Source organism: Escherichia sp. E.sYA108 (genome assembly GCF_011754335.1).
GTDB lineage: Bacteria > Pseudomonadota > Gammaproteobacteria > Enterobacterales > Enterobacteriaceae > Escherichia > Escherichia coli.
Map to the genome: position 1 here is coordinate 3354271 of NZ_JAAQVZ010000001.1, position 15173 is coordinate 3369443.

The 15173-nt window shown below is 52.8% G+C and carries 13 protein-coding genes; 10 read left to right on the plus strand and 3 right to left on the minus strand.

From position 1 onward, the window contains the following. Nucleotides 1–21 precede the first annotated feature (21 nt). Nucleotides 22–978 (plus strand): VirK/YbjX family protein, encoded by a 957-nt coding sequence (locus HBM92_RS16140; protein ID WP_001351020.1) that lies wholly within the window; start codon nucleotides 22–24, stop codon nucleotides 976–978. Here the strand turns inward: HBM92_RS16140 and HBM92_RS16145 are convergent. Continuing rightward, entirely contained in the window at nucleotides 975–2633 is a 1659-nt protein-coding gene (locus HBM92_RS16145; protein ID WP_000599826.1) for an ATP-dependent endonuclease, read from the minus strand. The two genes, HBM92_RS16140 and HBM92_RS16145, sit on opposite strands and share 4 nt — an antisense overlap. Nucleotides 2634–3058: 425 nt before the next feature. Between HBM92_RS16145 and aqpZ the strand changes: the two genes are divergently transcribed. The 8 genes from aqpZ to HBM92_RS16185 all read left to right on the plus strand — a co-directional run bounded on the left by aqpZ (nucleotide 3059) and on the right by HBM92_RS16185 (nucleotide 13365). Continuing rightward, nucleotides 3059–3754: an aquaporin Z gene (gene aqpZ, locus HBM92_RS16150; protein ID WP_001298299.1), complete on the plus strand. Its 696-nt coding sequence runs from the start codon at nucleotides 3059–3061 to the stop codon at nucleotides 3752–3754. A 493-nt stretch (nucleotides 3755–4247) separates the two neighbouring features. Continuing rightward, nucleotides 4248–5147, plus strand: a complete 900-nt coding sequence (gene lysO, locus HBM92_RS16155; RefSeq protein ID WP_000491135.1) for an L-lysine exporter LysO — start codon at nucleotides 4248–4250, stop codon at nucleotides 5145–5147. Nucleotides 5148–5290: 143 nt separating this feature from the next. Next, a complete protein-coding gene (gene hcp, locus HBM92_RS16160; protein ID WP_000458843.1) occupies nucleotides 5291–6943 on the plus strand; it encodes a hydroxylamine reductase in 1653 nt (550 codons plus the stop codon). Between the two features lie 11 nt (nucleotides 6944–6954). Continuing rightward, a complete protein-coding gene (gene hcr / locus HBM92_RS16165; protein WP_000178690.1) occupies nucleotides 6955–7923 on the plus strand; it encodes an NADH oxidoreductase in 969 nt (322 codons plus the stop codon). Nucleotides 7924–8055: 132 nt separating this feature from the next. Continuing rightward, nucleotides 8056–9774 carry a ubiquinone-dependent pyruvate dehydrogenase gene (poxB, locus tag HBM92_RS16170; protein WP_000815365.1) on the plus strand — a complete coding sequence of 573 codons (1719 nt, stop codon included), beginning with the start codon at nucleotides 8056–8058 and terminating at the stop codon, nucleotides 9772–9774. A 36-nt stretch (nucleotides 9775–9810) separates the two neighbouring features. Continuing rightward, the gene (gene ltaE / locus HBM92_RS16175; protein ID WP_000566393.1) at nucleotides 9811–10812 is read left to right on the plus strand and encodes a low-specificity L-threonine aldolase; all 1002 of its coding nucleotides are present in this window, start codon (nucleotides 9811–9813) and stop codon (nucleotides 10810–10812) included. A gap of 10 nt (nucleotides 10813–10822) precedes the next feature. Further along, nucleotides 10823–12253 carry an SDR family oxidoreductase gene (locus HBM92_RS16180; RefSeq protein WP_001136536.1) on the plus strand — a complete coding sequence of 477 codons (1431 nt, stop codon included), beginning with the start codon at nucleotides 10823–10825 and terminating at the stop codon, nucleotides 12251–12253. Nucleotides 12254–12351: 98 nt separating this feature from the next. Next, the gene (locus HBM92_RS16185) at nucleotides 12352–13365 is read left to right on the plus strand and encodes an NAD-dependent epimerase/dehydratase family protein (protein ID WP_001305933.1); all 1014 of its coding nucleotides are present in this window, start codon (nucleotides 12352–12354) and stop codon (nucleotides 13363–13365) included. Here HBM92_RS16185 and amiD read toward each other — a convergent pair. Together amiD and HBM92_RS16195 are read right to left on the minus strand one after the other, a co-directional pair. Next, nucleotides 13362–14192, minus strand: coding sequence for an N-acetylmuramoyl-L-alanine amidase AmiD (gene amiD, locus HBM92_RS16190; RefSeq protein ID WP_001255186.1), 831 nt, complete (start codon nucleotides 14190–14192; stop codon nucleotides 13362–13364). The two genes, HBM92_RS16185 and amiD, sit on opposite strands and share 4 nt — an antisense overlap. Continuing rightward, a complete protein-coding gene (locus tag HBM92_RS16195; RefSeq protein ID WP_001160737.1) occupies nucleotides 14189–14512 on the minus strand; it encodes a heavy metal-binding domain-containing protein in 324 nt (107 codons plus the stop codon). The genes amiD and HBM92_RS16195 overlap by 4 nt, the downstream gene beginning before the upstream one ends. A 125-nt stretch (nucleotides 14513–14637) precedes the next feature. On the opposite strand from HBM92_RS16195, the gene HBM92_RS16200 reads away from it, so the two are divergent. Beyond that, nucleotides 14638–15153, plus strand: coding sequence for a lipoprotein (locus tag HBM92_RS16200; protein ID WP_001298306.1), 516 nt, complete (start codon nucleotides 14638–14640; stop codon nucleotides 15151–15153). Nucleotides 15154–15173: the final 20 nt, after the last annotated feature.

A 15173-nucleotide genomic window follows, 5' to 3' on the forward strand; every position in this document is an offset into this window, starting at 1 on the left:
TCATGTATAACCATTGATTTCATGAATATGTCGCAGCTAACTGAACGGACCTTTACGCCATCTGAATCTCTCAGCAGCCTGTCACTTTTTCTTAGTCTGGCACGAGGACAGTGTCGGCCGGGTAAATTCTGGCATCGCCGTAGTTTTCGCCAGAAATTTTTGCTGCGCTCGTTGATTATGCCGCGTTTAAGCGTTGAGTGGATGAACGAACTTTCCCACTGGCCTAATCTCAATGTGTTGTTAACGCGCCAGCCGCGACTGCCTGTACGTCTGCATCGCCCTTACCTTGCGGCGAATCTTAGCCGTAAGCAATTGCTGGAGGCGTTACGTTACCATTATGCGTTACTCCGCGGGTGTATGTCGGCGGAAGAATTCAGCTTATATTTGAATACCCCCGGGCTGCAACTGGCGAAGCTGGAAGGCAAAAACGGCGAGCAGTTCACGCTTGAGCTGACCATGATGATCTCAATGGATAAAGAAGGTGACAGCACCATCCTGTTCCGCAACAGCGAAGGTATTCCTCTGGCAGAGCTCACTTTTACCCTGTGTGAATATCAGGGGAAAAGGACGATGTTTATTGGCGGACTGCAAGGCGCAAAATGGGAAATTCCACACCAGGAAATCCAGAATGCGACGAAAGCCTGCCACGGGCTATTTCCCAAACGCCTCGTGATGGAAGCGGCCTGTCTGTTTGCCCAACGTTTGCAGGTAGAGCAGATTATTGCCGTCAGCAATGAAACGCATATTTACCGCAGCCTGCGTTATCGCGATAAAGAAGGCAAGATCCATGCCGATTACAACGCTTTCTGGGAATCGGTTGGCGGCGTATGTGATGCTGAACGCCATTACCGCCTTCCAGCACAGATAGCACGAAAAGAGATTGCCGAAATCGCCAGTAAAAAACGGGCTGAATACCGTCGGCGCTATGAGATGCTCGACGCTATTCAGCCACAAATGGCCACGATGTTTTGTAGTTAGTCGGCCCGACCGCGCGCCAGCCACAGCACGCGTGAGAACATTTTTTTCAGCAGCGTCGGTACGGAGTCCACACCACGACGTCCGGCCTCCATTGCCACTTCAATGGCAAGATCGGGTTTGGAAGAGCGATGGATCGCTTTCGAGATAACTTTGCGCAGATTCATCGGTACATTTTCCGGGATTTGCGCCACGCGGTGGAACACATCGGAAAATCCCTGGCGATACATAAAATGTTCCATATCCAGCGCCGGTAACGCCGTTAAATGTTCTCGTTCGGCTTCCCGATCGTTATTCAACAGGCTGCGTACCGTAGCGGCATATTTCTTCCCTGCTTCATCGCCATCGACCAGTACATGCCATTCAATCCCCATTCGCCGGGCAAATTTAACCAGTGGCTTTAGTCCGGACTGGGCAAACTCAATGACCTTGATCCCTTCGGCATCAAAATGATGTCCGCACTGACGCGCCAGTTCATTGATAACCCAGGTTTCCGTTTCCCCTTCCACCAGCAGCCAACAGCGGGCAAACAGCGATGACGGACGGTTAAAACGAATGTGAAAGGAGATGCGTCGGCTATCTTCGGTACTCAAGCCACTCGGTCCCAGACGCCAGGCGGCAACGCGAGAGGACTCTCGTACCAGTCGGCAAACATGCTCTACCGGCGTTAACGAAAGCAACTCTCCCGAGTTGGTAGTAGCGATGCGCTGCAATGGCAGAAGGTTCAACAGATGCCAGGCAACTGAAAGCATAATGGGGTGCAAACGGGTTTCTGGATCTTCGATCAGCAACAATGGACGGGCGTCTTTATCCAGTCGCAATGTGCCTTTTGCCTGCAATAAAGTAGCAAACAGGCCGAGCAAAATAACCCGATACGAGCGCCCTCCAGGTCGGTCAATCATCCGGTTGATGATATCCAGATAGCGCCAGCTTCGTTGCTCATTGCTGGCTCGCCGCCGCATTAAACGATATCGCGCCTGTCCGGCCCCCTGCTCAGAAAAATAATGCTCAAGAAGTTGCACCATTGCGGAAAGTCCCTGACGAATCTGCCCATCAGAGAGATTTTGCGGATGTGAGGATAATTCACGGGCGAGGAAATCGAGCTGGCGCGCGGTGACTTCCACATTGGGGACATTTGGCACCGTGCCGTTACGAATACGGCGCATAAAACGGGCATCACGCAAGCGCAGCACCGGCATTAAACGCACCAGATGACGAGCCTGATCGTTAATATCCTCAACATCAATCGGATGTCCGTCTTTATCGAGAAAACTGCGCAGTGTCATCACGCTGCCGTCTTCCGCACTCTCCCCTTCCAGACGATAAAAAATACGGTGATAACCATCGGTGCATGGCGTCCAGCACGCTTCCAGCGGCCGATAGCGGCGAACCCGATGTCGGCCTGGCAGCGACTCGCGGAAGGTCAAAATAATATGCAGATGATGTTCTCTCCCGTTGATATCTCCCGGCGGGAACCAGAAATCGTCGCGCTCAAAATGGTAGAGTTCTGATTCTGGCGATAGCAGCAGGGTTAAGGCGTCCAGCAAGCTGGATTTACCCCACGCGTTCTCCCCAATCAGGACGTTGTTTTGTTCCAGCATCAACGACAAACGGTTGATACCGCGAAAACCCACAATTTCAACGCGCTCAAGAATCATATCCCCTCCAGAAATATGTGACTTATCCTTTACGCTGGCAGTATAACGGGAAAGGCCATGCTAATACGTGATGACATCACATTTAAGCATGGCAAATGTCTGAAAAATGAGCGAATAATCGCGTTATACTCCCTCTTGCTGACAAGTCTGCAAAAACAACAAAATCAAATAATTAGCATGATAAATTATTTTTTATTACGCCTAAAGGATTAAATCTTTCGCTTGCACTACACTGTCAATCAGACAAATGACTATATGGGGCAACCCGCTGTTGCCTTAAATCAAATTTACTGGATTTATTTATCTGGTGAATGACTTGCCTTCGTTTTTAAAATAGCCGCGCATCATTTCCGTCGTCACTTTTTTACGACGACCCTATAAAACGACCATATTTTTCACAGGGTCAATTTTTAATTGAGGTGGATATGTTCAGAAAATTAGCAGCTGAATGTTTTGGTACTTTCTGGCTTGTTTTTGGCGGCTGTGGTAGTGCCGTACTGGCCGCAGGCTTCCCGGAATTAGGCATTGGTTTTGCCGGCGTGGCGTTGGCGTTCGGTCTGACCGTTCTGACAATGGCCTTTGCTGTTGGTCATATTTCTGGTGGTCATTTTAACCCGGCGGTCACTATTGGTTTATGGGCTGGCGGACGTTTCCCGGCAAAAGAAGTCGTTGGCTACGTAATTGCCCAGGTTGTCGGCGGTATTGTTGCGGCGGCGCTGCTGTATTTAATTGCCAGTGGTAAAACGGGTTTTGACGCGGCAGCCAGCGGTTTTGCTTCTAACGGTTATGGCGAGCATTCACCAGGCGGTTATTCCATGCTTTCCGCGCTGGTAGTTGAACTGGTATTGAGTGCAGGTTTCCTGCTGGTGATCCACGGCGCAACTGACAAATTCGCTCCTGCTGGTTTTGCGCCAATTGCCATTGGTCTGGCCTTAACCCTGATTCACTTAATCAGTATTCCGGTGACTAACACTTCCGTTAACCCGGCGCGCAGTACTGCGGTTGCTATCTTCCAGGGCGGCTGGGCATTAGAACAACTGTGGTTCTTCTGGGTGGTGCCAATTGTCGGCGGTATTATCGGTGGTCTGATTTACCGGACTCTACTGGAAAAACGCGATTAATTAACGCAGAAGGCCTGGCGCAATGTCAGGCCTTTTTTTAAGATGTTGTTATATGTTGATTCATCATCTTGTTGCGCTCCTTTCATGAGCTAAGCCACATATTGCCACTGGCGCAAGGAGCGTGCAGGGGGCGGCCAATCGCCGCCGCCCCCTGCACCCCCGGGCTCTGGCGAACAAAATCGCCGCTGCGCGGTGCCCTCGACTTATCCCTTACGGCTACCGGGTCGGGCGCGAGGTAACATCCCTGTAAAACGCGCCCTCAGCCCACATCCATGTGGGCTGCCCCGGCCTTCAGGGAACGCCTCGGCGATTTTGACGCCACCAACACCGGTGCGGTTTGTAATTAAAGCGCAAGAATATCTTTAAATGAAAATGAATACCCTACCGATCCTTATGCATAACATTTCCTTTTAATTGCAACTTTACTCGTCCTTCCGCTTTCAGTAGTGTGTCATCGCGCATTTCGAATCTTCTTTGCAAGGACTGGTTTTTCATGTTTTCTGGGCTGTTAATCATTCTGGTTCCCCTGATTGTGGGTTACCTCATTCCGCTTCGCCAAAAAGCTGCATTAAGAGTTATTAATCAGCTATTAAGTTGGATGGTTTACCTTATTCTCTTTTTTATGGGTATCAGTCTGGCGTTTCTCGATAACCTCGCCAGTAACTTGTTGGCAATTCTGCATTATTCTGCCGTCAGTATTACCGTTATTTTACTGTGTAATATTGCCGCCCTGATGTGGCTGGAGCGCGGCCTGCCATGGCGCAACCACCATCATCAAGAAAAACTCCCGTCGCGTATTGCGATGGCGCTGGAGTCGCTAAAACTGTGCGGCGTAGTAGTGATTGGTTTTGCCATTGGTCTGAGTGGACTGGCTTTCTTACAACACGCGACCGAAGCCAGTGAATACACCTTAATTCTGCTACTTTTCCTCGTCGGTATTCAGTTGCGCAATAATGGCATGACCTTAAAGCAGATTGTCCTTAATCGCCGGGGAATGATTGTCGCCGTGGTGGTGGTTGCCAGTTCATTAATTGGTGGTTTAATTAACGCCTTTATTCTTGATCTTCCCATCAATACCGCGCTGGCAATGGCCTCCGGTTTCGGCTGGTATTCTCTTTCCGGTATTTTATTGACCGAATCCTTTGGTCCGGTAATCGGGAGCGCGGCGTTTTTTAATGATCTGGCCCGTGAGCTGATTGCTATTATGTTAATCCCTGGGCTGATTCGCCGTAGCCGCTCTACTGCACTGGGCTTATGCGGTGCGACGTCGATGGATTTCACCCTGCCCGTTCTTCAACGTACAGGCGGGCTGGATATGGTCCCGGCGGCGATTGTTCACGGTTTTATTCTTAGTCTGTTAGTGCCGATTCTCATCGCCTTTTTCTCTGCATAATACCTCTCTGGCGGTAGATCTCTGCCGCCAAAATTGCGCTAAATCAATCTCCCTTAAAGTTGCATTAAAAATCTCTTTTATCCCCGCGTTAAGCGTCTTAACCTTAAACATGTATATTAAATATAACTTTAAAAGGTGTGATCATGTTTTGTGTGCAATGTGAACAAACTATCCGTACTCCGGCAGGAAACGGCTGCTCATACGCGCAGGGGATGTGTGGCAAAACGGCGGAAACCTCTGACCTTCAGGATTTACTCATCGCGACGCTGCAAGGGCTTTCGGCCTGGGCAGTGAAAGCACGTGAATACGGCATCATCAACCACGATGTAGACAGCTTTGCGCCACGTGCCTTTTTCTCAACCCTGACCAACGTTAACTTCGATTCTCCGCGTATTGTCGGCTACGCTCGTGAAGCGATTGCCCTGCGCGAGGCGCTGAAAGCACAATGCCTGGCTGTAGATGCCAACGCCCGCGTCGATAACCCGATGGCTGACCTGCAACTGGTGAGCGACGATCTCGGCGAGCTGCAACGTCAGGCAGCAGAATTTACCCCTAACAAAGATAAAGCGGCGATTGGCGAAAACATTCTCGGCCTGCGTCTGCTGTGCCTGTATGGCTTGAAAGGTGCGGCGGCCTATATGGAACACGCGCATGTTCTCGGTCAATACGACAACGATATTTATGCCCAGTACCATAAAATCATGGCGTGGCTGGGGACCTGGCCTGCCGATATGAACGCGCTTCTTGAGTGTTCAATGGAAATCGGCCAGATGAATTTCAAAGTGATGAGCATTCTGGATGCAGGCGAAACCGGTAAATACGGTCACCCGACGCCAACCCAGGTCAACGTCAAAGCGACGGCGGGTAAATGCATTCTGATTTCCGGTCACGATCTCAAAGATCTCTACAACCTGCTGGAACAGACCGAAGGCACGGGCGTTAATGTCTACACCCACGGCGAAATGCTGCCTGCGCATGGTTACCCGGAGCTGCGTAAATTCAAGCATCTGGTCGGTAACTACGGCAGCGGCTGGCAGAATCAGCAAGTGGAGTTCGCTCGTTTCCCAGGCCCCATCGTGATGACCTCGAACTGCATCATCGACCCAACCGTAGGCGCTTATGACGATCGTATCTGGACCCGCAGCATCGTTGGCTGGCCGGGTGTGCGTCATCTGGATGGCGAAGATTTCTCTGCGGTCATTGCCCAGGCGCAACAGATGGCGGGCTTCCCGTACAGCGAAATTCCGCACCTGATCACCGTGGGCTTTGGTCGCCAGACACTGCTTGGCGCAGCCGATACGCTGATTGATCTGGTGAGCCGTGAAAAACTGCGTCATATCTTCCTGCTTGGCGGCTGTGACGGCGCACGCGGCGAGCGTCACTACTTCACCGATTTCGCCACCAGCGTGCCGGATGACTGCCTGATCCTGACCCTCGCTTGCGGTAAATATCGCTTTAATAAACTTGAGTTTGGCGATATCGAAGGTCTGCCGCGTCTGGTAGATGCTGGTCAGTGTAACGATGCTTACTCAGCAATTATTCTGGCGGTAACGCTGGCAGAGAAACTGGGCTGTGGGGTGAACGATCTGCCGCTGTCGCTGGTGCTCTCCTGGTTTGAACAGAAAGCGATTGTCATTCTGCTGACGCTGCTTTCTCTGGGTGTGAAAAATATCGTCACCGGCCCAACTGCACCTGGTTTCCTGACACCAGACCTGCTGGCGGTGCTGAACGAGAAATTCGGCCTGCGTTCTATCACCACTGTTGAAGAAGACATGAAGCAACTGTTGAGCGCGTAAGGAGTTTGTCGATGACGATGCCAACGAATCAATGCCCGTGGCGGATGCAGGTTCATCACATTACGCAAGAAACGCCGGATGTGTGGACGATTTCCCTGATTTGCCACGATTACTACCCGTATCGCGCCGGGCAATATGCGCTGGTCAGCGTGCGTAACTCAGCGGAAACGCTGCGTGCTTACACCATTTCCTCCACGCCAGGCGTGAGTGAATACATCACCCTGACCGTGCGGCGGATTGATGACGGTGTCGGCTCTCGGTGGCTGACGCGCGATGTAAAACGCGGTGATTATCTCTGGCTTTCGGACGCGATGGGGGAATTTACCTGCGACGATAAAGCAGAAGATAAATTCCTGTTGCTGGCGGCAGGCTGCGGCGTTACGCCGATTATGTCGATGCGTCGCTGGCTGGCGAAGAACCGTCCACAGGCCGATGTGCAGGTGATCTACAACGTGCGTACGCCGCAGGATGTGATTTTCGCCGATGAGTGGCGTAACTATCCGGTAACGCTGGTGGCGGAAAATAACGTTACCGAAGGCTTTATCGCTGGTCGTCTCACTCGCGAACTGCTGGCAGGTGTCCCTGATTTAGCCTCACGTACCGTGATGACCTGTGGCCCTGCGCCATATATGGATTGGGTAGAGCAGGAAGTGAAAGCGCTCGGCGTGACGCGTTTCTTTAAAGAGAAATTCTTCACCCCAGTAGCGGAAGCGGCGACCAGCGGTCTGAAATTCACCAAACTGCAACCGGCACGAGAATTTTACGCTCCGGTTGGCACCACGCTACTGGAGGCGCTGGAAAGCAATAACGTTCCGGTTGTCGCCGCCTGTCGTGCGGGTGTTTGCGGCTGCTGTAAGACGAAAGTGATTTCCGGTGAATATACGGTGAGCAGCACAATGACGCTGACCGACGCCGAAATCGCTGAAGGTTACGTACTGGCCTGCTCCTGCCATCCGCAGGGGGATTTGGTTCTCGCATAATCGCCTGATGCCCGATGATATTCCTTTCATCGGGCTATTTAACCGTTAGTGCCTCCTTTTTCTCCCATCCCTTCCCCCTCCGTCAGATGAACTAAACTTGTTACCGTCATCACATTCAGGAGATGGAGAACCATGAAACAAACGGTTGCAGCTTATATCGCCAAAACACTCGAATCGGCAGGCGTGAAACGCATCTGGGGAGTCACGGGCGACTCTCTGAACGGTCTTAGTGACAGTCTTAATCGCATGGGCACCATCGAGTGGATGTCCACCCGGCATGAAGAAGTGGCGGCGTTTGCCGCTGGCGCTGAAGCACAACTTAGCGGAGAACTGGCGGTCTGTGCCGGATCGTGCGGTCCCGGCAACCTGCACTTAATCAACGGCCTGTTCGATTGCCACCGCAATCACGTTCCGGTACTGGCGATTGCCGCTCATATTCCCTCCAGCGAAATTGGCAGCGGCTATTTCCAGGAAACCCACCCACAAGAGCTATTCCGCGAATGTAGTCACTATTGCGAGCTTGTTTCCAGCCCAGAGCAGATCCCACAAGTGCTGGCAATTGCTATGCGCAAAGCGGTGCTTAACCGTGGCGTTTCCGTTGTTGTGTTACCGGGCGACGTGGCGTTAAAACCTGCGCCAGAAGGGGCAACTACCCACTGGTATCATGCGCCACAGCCGGTAGTAACACCGGAAGAAGAAGAGTTACGCAAACTGGCGCAACTGCTGCGTTATTCCAGCAATATCGCCCTGATGTGTGGCAGCGGCTGTGCGGGGGCGCATAAAGAGTTAGTTGAGTTTGCCGGGAAAATTAAAGCGCCTATAGTTCATGCCCTGCGCGGTAAAGAGCATGTCGAATACGATAATCCGTATGATGTCGGAATGACGGGATTAATCGGCTTCTCGTCAGGTTTCCATACCATGATGAATGCCGATACGTTAGTGCTGCTCGGCACGCAATTTCCCTACCGCGCGTTCTACCCGACCGATGCCAAAATTATTCAGATTGATATCAACCCAGCCAGCATCGGCGCGCATAGCAAGGTAGATATGGCGCTGGTCGGCGATATCAAATCAACCCTGCGGGCATTGCTGCCACTGGTGGAAGAAAAAACCGATCGCAAGTTTCTGGATAAAGCGCTGGAAGATTACCGCGACGCCCGCAAAGGGCTGGATGATTTAGCTAAACCGAGCGAGAAAGCCATTCACCCGCAATATCTGGCGCAGCAAATTAGTCATTTTGCCGCCGATGACGCCATCTTTACCTGTGACGTTGGTACGCCAACGGTGTGGGCGGCACGTTATCTGAAAATGAACGGCAAGCGTCGTCTGTTAGGTTCGTTTAACCACGGTTCGATGGCTAACGCCATGCCGCAGGCGCTGGGTGCGCAGGCAACCGAGCCGGAACGTCAGGTGGTCGCCATGTGCGGCGATGGCGGTTTCAGTATGTTGATGGGCGATTTCCTCTCAGTAATGCAGATGAAATTGCCAGTGAAAATTATCGTCTTTAATAACAGCGTGCTGGGCTTTGTGGCGATGGAGATGAAAGCCGGAGGCTACCTGACAGACGGTACTGAGCTGCACGACACCAACTTTGCCCGAATTGCCGAAGCCTGCGGCATTACGGGTATTCGTGTAGAAAAAGCGTCTGAAATCGATGAAGCTCTGCAACGCGCCTTCTCCATCGACGGTCCGGTGTTGGTGGATGTGGTGGTCGCCAAAGAAGAATTAGCCATTCCACCGCAGATCAAACTTGAACAGGCCAAAGGTTTCAGCCTGTATATGCTGCGCGCAATCATCAGCGGGCGCGGTGATGAAGTGATCGAACTGGCGAAAACGAACTGGCTAAGGTAAAAAGGGTGGCATTTCCCGTCATAATAAGGACATGCCATGATTGATTTACGCAGTGATACCGTTACCCGACCGAGCCGCGCCATGCTCGAAGCGATGATGGCCGCCCCGGTTGGGGACGACGTTTACGGAGACGACCCTACCGTTAATGCTCTGCAGGACTATGCAGCCGAGCTTTCCGGTAAAGAAGCCGCCATTTTTCTGCCTACCGGCACTCAGGCCAACCTGGTCGCTCTGCTCAGTCACTGCGAACGCGGCGAAGAGTATATCGTCGGTCAGGCCGCGCATAACTATCTGTTTGAAGCCGGTGGCGCAGCAGTGCTGGGCAGTATTCAGCCGCAACCCATCGACGCAGCTGCCGACGGCACGCTACCGCTGGATAAAGTGGCGATGAAAATCAAACCCGACGATATCCATTTCGCCCGCACCAAATTACTCAGTCTGGAAAACACCCACAACGGCAAAGTGCTGCCGCGTGAATACTTAAAAGAGGTATGGGAATTTACCCGCAAGCGCAATCTGGCGCTGCATGTTGACGGTGCGCGCATCTTTAATGCCGTGGTGGCTTACGGCTGCGAACTGAAAGAGATCACACAATATTGTGACTCGTTCACCATTTGCCTGTCGAAAGGTCTTGGGACGCCAGTCGGTTCATTACTCGTCGGTAATCGTGATTACATTAAACGTGCCATTCGCTGGCGGAAAATGACAGGTGGCGGGATGCGCCAGTCCGGCATTCTGGCTGCCGCCGGGCTGTATGCGCTGAAAAATAACGTCGCACGTTTGCAGGAAGACCACGACAACGCCGCCTGGATGGCGAAGCAACTGCGTGAAGCAGGCGCGGATGTGATGCGTCAGGACACCAATATGCTGTTTGTTCGCGTCGGGGAAGAAAATGCTGCCGCGTTAGGCGAATACATGAAAGCGAGAAACGTACTGATTAACGCCTCGCCGATTGTCCGCCTGGTGACGCATCTTGACGTCTCGCGCGCTCAGCTGGCGGAAGTCGCCGCCCACTGGCGCGCATTCCTGGCGCGTTAAGGAGGGAGACGTGCCGCAACGCATTTTAGTTCTCGGTGCCAGTGGCTACATTGGTCAGCATCTGGTGCGAACACTCAGCCAGCAGGGGCATCAGATCCTGGCGGCGGCACGTCATGTCGACAGGCTTGCAAAGCTGCAACTGGCAAATGTCAGTTGCCATAAAGTCGATCTCAGCTGGCCGGATAACCTTCCGGCCCTGTTGCAGGATATCGATACGGTCTATTTTCTGGTGCACAGCATGGGAGAAGGCGGTGATTTTATCGCTCAGGAGCGCCAGGTGGCTCTCAACGTCCGCGATGCGCTGCGCGAAGTACCGGTAAAGCAATTAATCTTTCTCAGTTCGTTGCAGGCCCCGCCACATGAGCAGTCGGACCATCTGCGCGCCCGTCAGGCTACGGCGGATATTCTTCGTGAAGCGGGTGTCCCGGTGACCGAATTGCGTGCCGGAATAATCGTTGGTGCAGGTTCAGCGGCGTTCGAAGTCATGCGCGATATGGTCTACAACCTGCCAGTGTTAACGCCGCCACGCTGGGTCCGTTCACGCACAACGCCCATCGCGCTGGAAAACTTGCTGCACTATCTGGTGGCGCTGTTAGATCATCCGGCCTGCGAACACCGCATCTTCGAAGCCGCCGGACCAGAAGTGCTCAGTTATCAGCAACAGTTTGAACATTTTATGGCGGTGAGCGGTAAGCGCCGCTGGTTGCTCCCCATCCCCCTCCCCACCCGCTGGATTTCGGTGTGGTTTCTTAATGTGATTACTTCAGTACCGCCCACCACCGCCAGGGCGTTGATTCAGGGGCTGAAACACGATCTGCTGGCGGATGACACCGCGCTACGTGCGCTCATCCCACAACGGCTGATCGCTTTCGATGACGCGGTACGTAGCACGTTGAAAGAGGAAGAAAAGCTGGTCAACTCCAGCGACTGGGGCTACGACGCTCAGGCCTTTGCCCGCTGGCGACCGGAGTACGGTTATTTCGCCAAACAGGCGGGGTTTACCGTTAAAACGTCCGCCAGCCTTGCGGCTTTATGGCAGGTGGTGAATCAAATCGGCGGTAAAGAGCGTTATTTCTTTGGCAATATTTTGTGGCAAACCCGGGCGTTGATGGACCGCGCGATCGGTCATAAGCTGGCGAAAGGCCGCCCGGAGCGTGAATATTTGCAGACCGGAGATGCGGTGGATAGCTGGAAAGTGATTGTCGTTGAACCGCAAAAACAACTTACGCTGTTATTTGGCATGAAAGCGCCGGGGCTGGGACGACTGTGTTTTACCCTGGAAGATAAAGGTGACTATCGTACTATCGATGTTCGCGCATTCTGGCATCCGCACGGTATGCCAGGGTTGTTTTACTGGTTATTGATGATCCCCGCGCATCTGTTTATTTTTCGCGGAATGGCAAAACGAATCGCCAGACTGGCAGAACAAAGCACAGATTAATCGACAAAACCTGCGTTATTCTTTCATGTTTCCCATTGCATCATGGAGGAAATCACGGAAGAATGCGCACGTTATTTTCTCAACAACAGTGGATTGATATGAAGGTACTGGTTACCGGCGCCACCAGCGGCTTAGGTCGAAACGCGGTAGAGTTTTTATGCCAGAAAGGCATCAGCGTGCGAGCGACCGGTCGCAACGAGGCAATGGGTAAATTGCTGGAAAAAATGGGCGCAGAGTTTGTTCCGGCGGATCTGACCGAGCTGGTCTCATCACAAGCTAAAGTGATGCTCGCAGGCATTGATACGCTGTGGCACTGCTCCAGCTTTACCTCGCCCTGGGGGACACAACAGGCTTTCGATCTGGCTAACGTTCGTGCCACTCGCCGCCTGGGTGAATGGGCTGTCGCCTGGGGTGTGCGTAACTTTATTCATATCTCTTCTCCCTCCCTGTACTTCGATTATCACCACCATCGCGATATTAAAGAAGATTTTCGCCCTCACCGCTTCGCCAACGAGTTTGCCCGCAGCAAAGCAGCTAGTGAAGAAGTGATCAATATGCTTTCGCAGGCGAATCCACAAACGCGCTTTACTATTCTGCGCCCACAAAGTCTGTTCGGACCGCACGATAAAGTCTTTATCCCTCGTCTGGCGCATATGATGCATCACTACGGCAGTATTCTGTTACCGCATGGCGGCAGTGCGCTGGTCGATATGACCTACTATGAAAATGCCGTGCACGCCATGTGGCTGGCAAGCCAGGAAGCCTGCGATAAGCTACCTTCCGGGCGTGTGTACAACATCACCAACGGCGAGCATCGCACACTGCGCAGCATCGTGCAGAAGCTGATAGACGAATTGAATATTGACTGTCGTATTCGTTCCGTCCCTTACCCGATGCTGGATATGATCGCCCGCAGCATGGAGCGTTTAGGCCGCAAGTCAGCAAAAGAGCCGCCGCTGACCCACTACGGCGTCTCCAAGTTGAATTTTGACTTTACGCTGGATATTACGCGTGCGCAGGAAGAGTTAGGTTATCAACCAGTCCTCACCCTGGATGAAGGTATCGAGAAAACTGCCGCCTGGCTACGCGACCACGGAAAACTGCCGCGCTAATCCTGCCCGTATTTCTCCAGCAACGCTTCGGCAATCGCCTGAGTTTCTGCATCCGCTTCGCCGTTATATAACGTCGGGCGGAAATGCATCTGGAACGCCATAATCACGCGCCGCTGCTCGCGCGGAGTCATATCAGGCTTTACGTCATAACCATAACGCGCCAAAAGCTCCAGCAATGACGCGGTCTCTACCGGTGTGTGCGGCGCGCGCCCGGCAAGGTAAAAGTTCACCCGCTGCGCATCCGGCCATGCACCAATCCCCTGCTGTGCCAGTTGCTGCCAGGGGAATAATGGCCCCGGATCGTCTTTGCGCTGCGGCGCAATATCCGCATGTGCTACTACGTTTTCCGGCTTGATGTGATAACGGGCAATAATATCTTTCGCCAGCGGAATAAGCGCCTGAATCTGTGCCGGTTCAAACGGGGCAAAATATTTCACTCCCGCCGATTTTTGCCAGCCACGGTTTTCCAGCTCAATGCCAATAGAGGTGTCGTTAAGGCGCGTTGCCCCGCGCCAGGCGCTAATCCCCGCATGCCAGGCCAGTTCTTGTTCCGGCACCAGTTGCCAGATGCGCGGTTTACCGTTGTATCGCGGTGGCACCGCAGGGACCAGATAATGCGAGCTGACCTGCTTATCGGTCAGTGTCGCCAGCGAGCTATCAAAATCATCTGCGGTGTAGTGGATCACCAGCACTTTAATGCGCGGATACGCCGCCTGCGCCTGGCGTCGGGTATCAAGCTGATATCCCTCTTTCTCGACAATGCCTTTTTCGCCTGTGCACCCTGCCAGTAACAGAGCGGCAGCGACCAGCCAGAAGACTCTTCTCATCGACGCGTTTTCACCGCCGTACCGCTGACGCTAACCATCAGCATACTGCCGTTTTGCCCGACCGTTTCGTAGTCGATATCAATACCGACGACGGCATCAGCCCCCAGCGCTCGCGCCTGGGAGCCGAGCTCCTCAAAGGCAATCTCCCGCGCTTTACGCAGTTCTTTTTCGTAGGCACCGGAGCGTCCGCCAACGATATCGCGGATACCGGCAAAGAAATCACGGAAAATATTCGCGCCTAAAATCGCTTCGCCAGTCACCACACCGCAATATTCAACGATGGTCTGGCCTTCCAGAGTTGGGGTTGTAGAAAATTGCATGATCGATCTCCTTGTTTGCTAAGCCTTCGATCTTCAAAGCATTATCGGACTGATACGCTATTATTGAAAGGATATCATTATTATCGTAGAACGCTTTCAAGGTGTTCGCTTATAAGGAAATCATCATGCGCTATAGCAAATTGACCATGCTTATCCCTTGCGCACTGCTACTCAGTGCCTGTACCACCGTCACGCCAGCTTATAAAGATAACGGCCCCCGCACCGGTTCCTGTGTCCAGGGGGGGCCTGATAGCGTGGCTCAACAGTTCTATGACTACCGCATTCAACATCGCGGCAATGACATTACCGCTCTGCGCCCCTATTTGAGTGACAAACTGGCAACCCTACTTAGCGATGCCAGCCGCGATAATAGTCATCGTGAATTGTTAAGCAGCGATCCGTTCTCCAGTCGAACCACCTTGCCAGACAGCGCCCACGTTGCCAGTGCATCTACTATCCCTAATCGTGATGCCCGTAACATTCCATTGCGCGTGGATCTCAAGCAGGGTGACCAGGGCTGGCAGGATGAAGTGTTAATGATTCAGGAAGGCCAGTGTTGGGTCATCGACGATGTGCGCTACTTAGGCGGTAGCGTTCATGCCACGGCGGGTACGCTCCGTCAGTCCATCGAGAATCGCTAACGTCTTGATCAACCAATAAA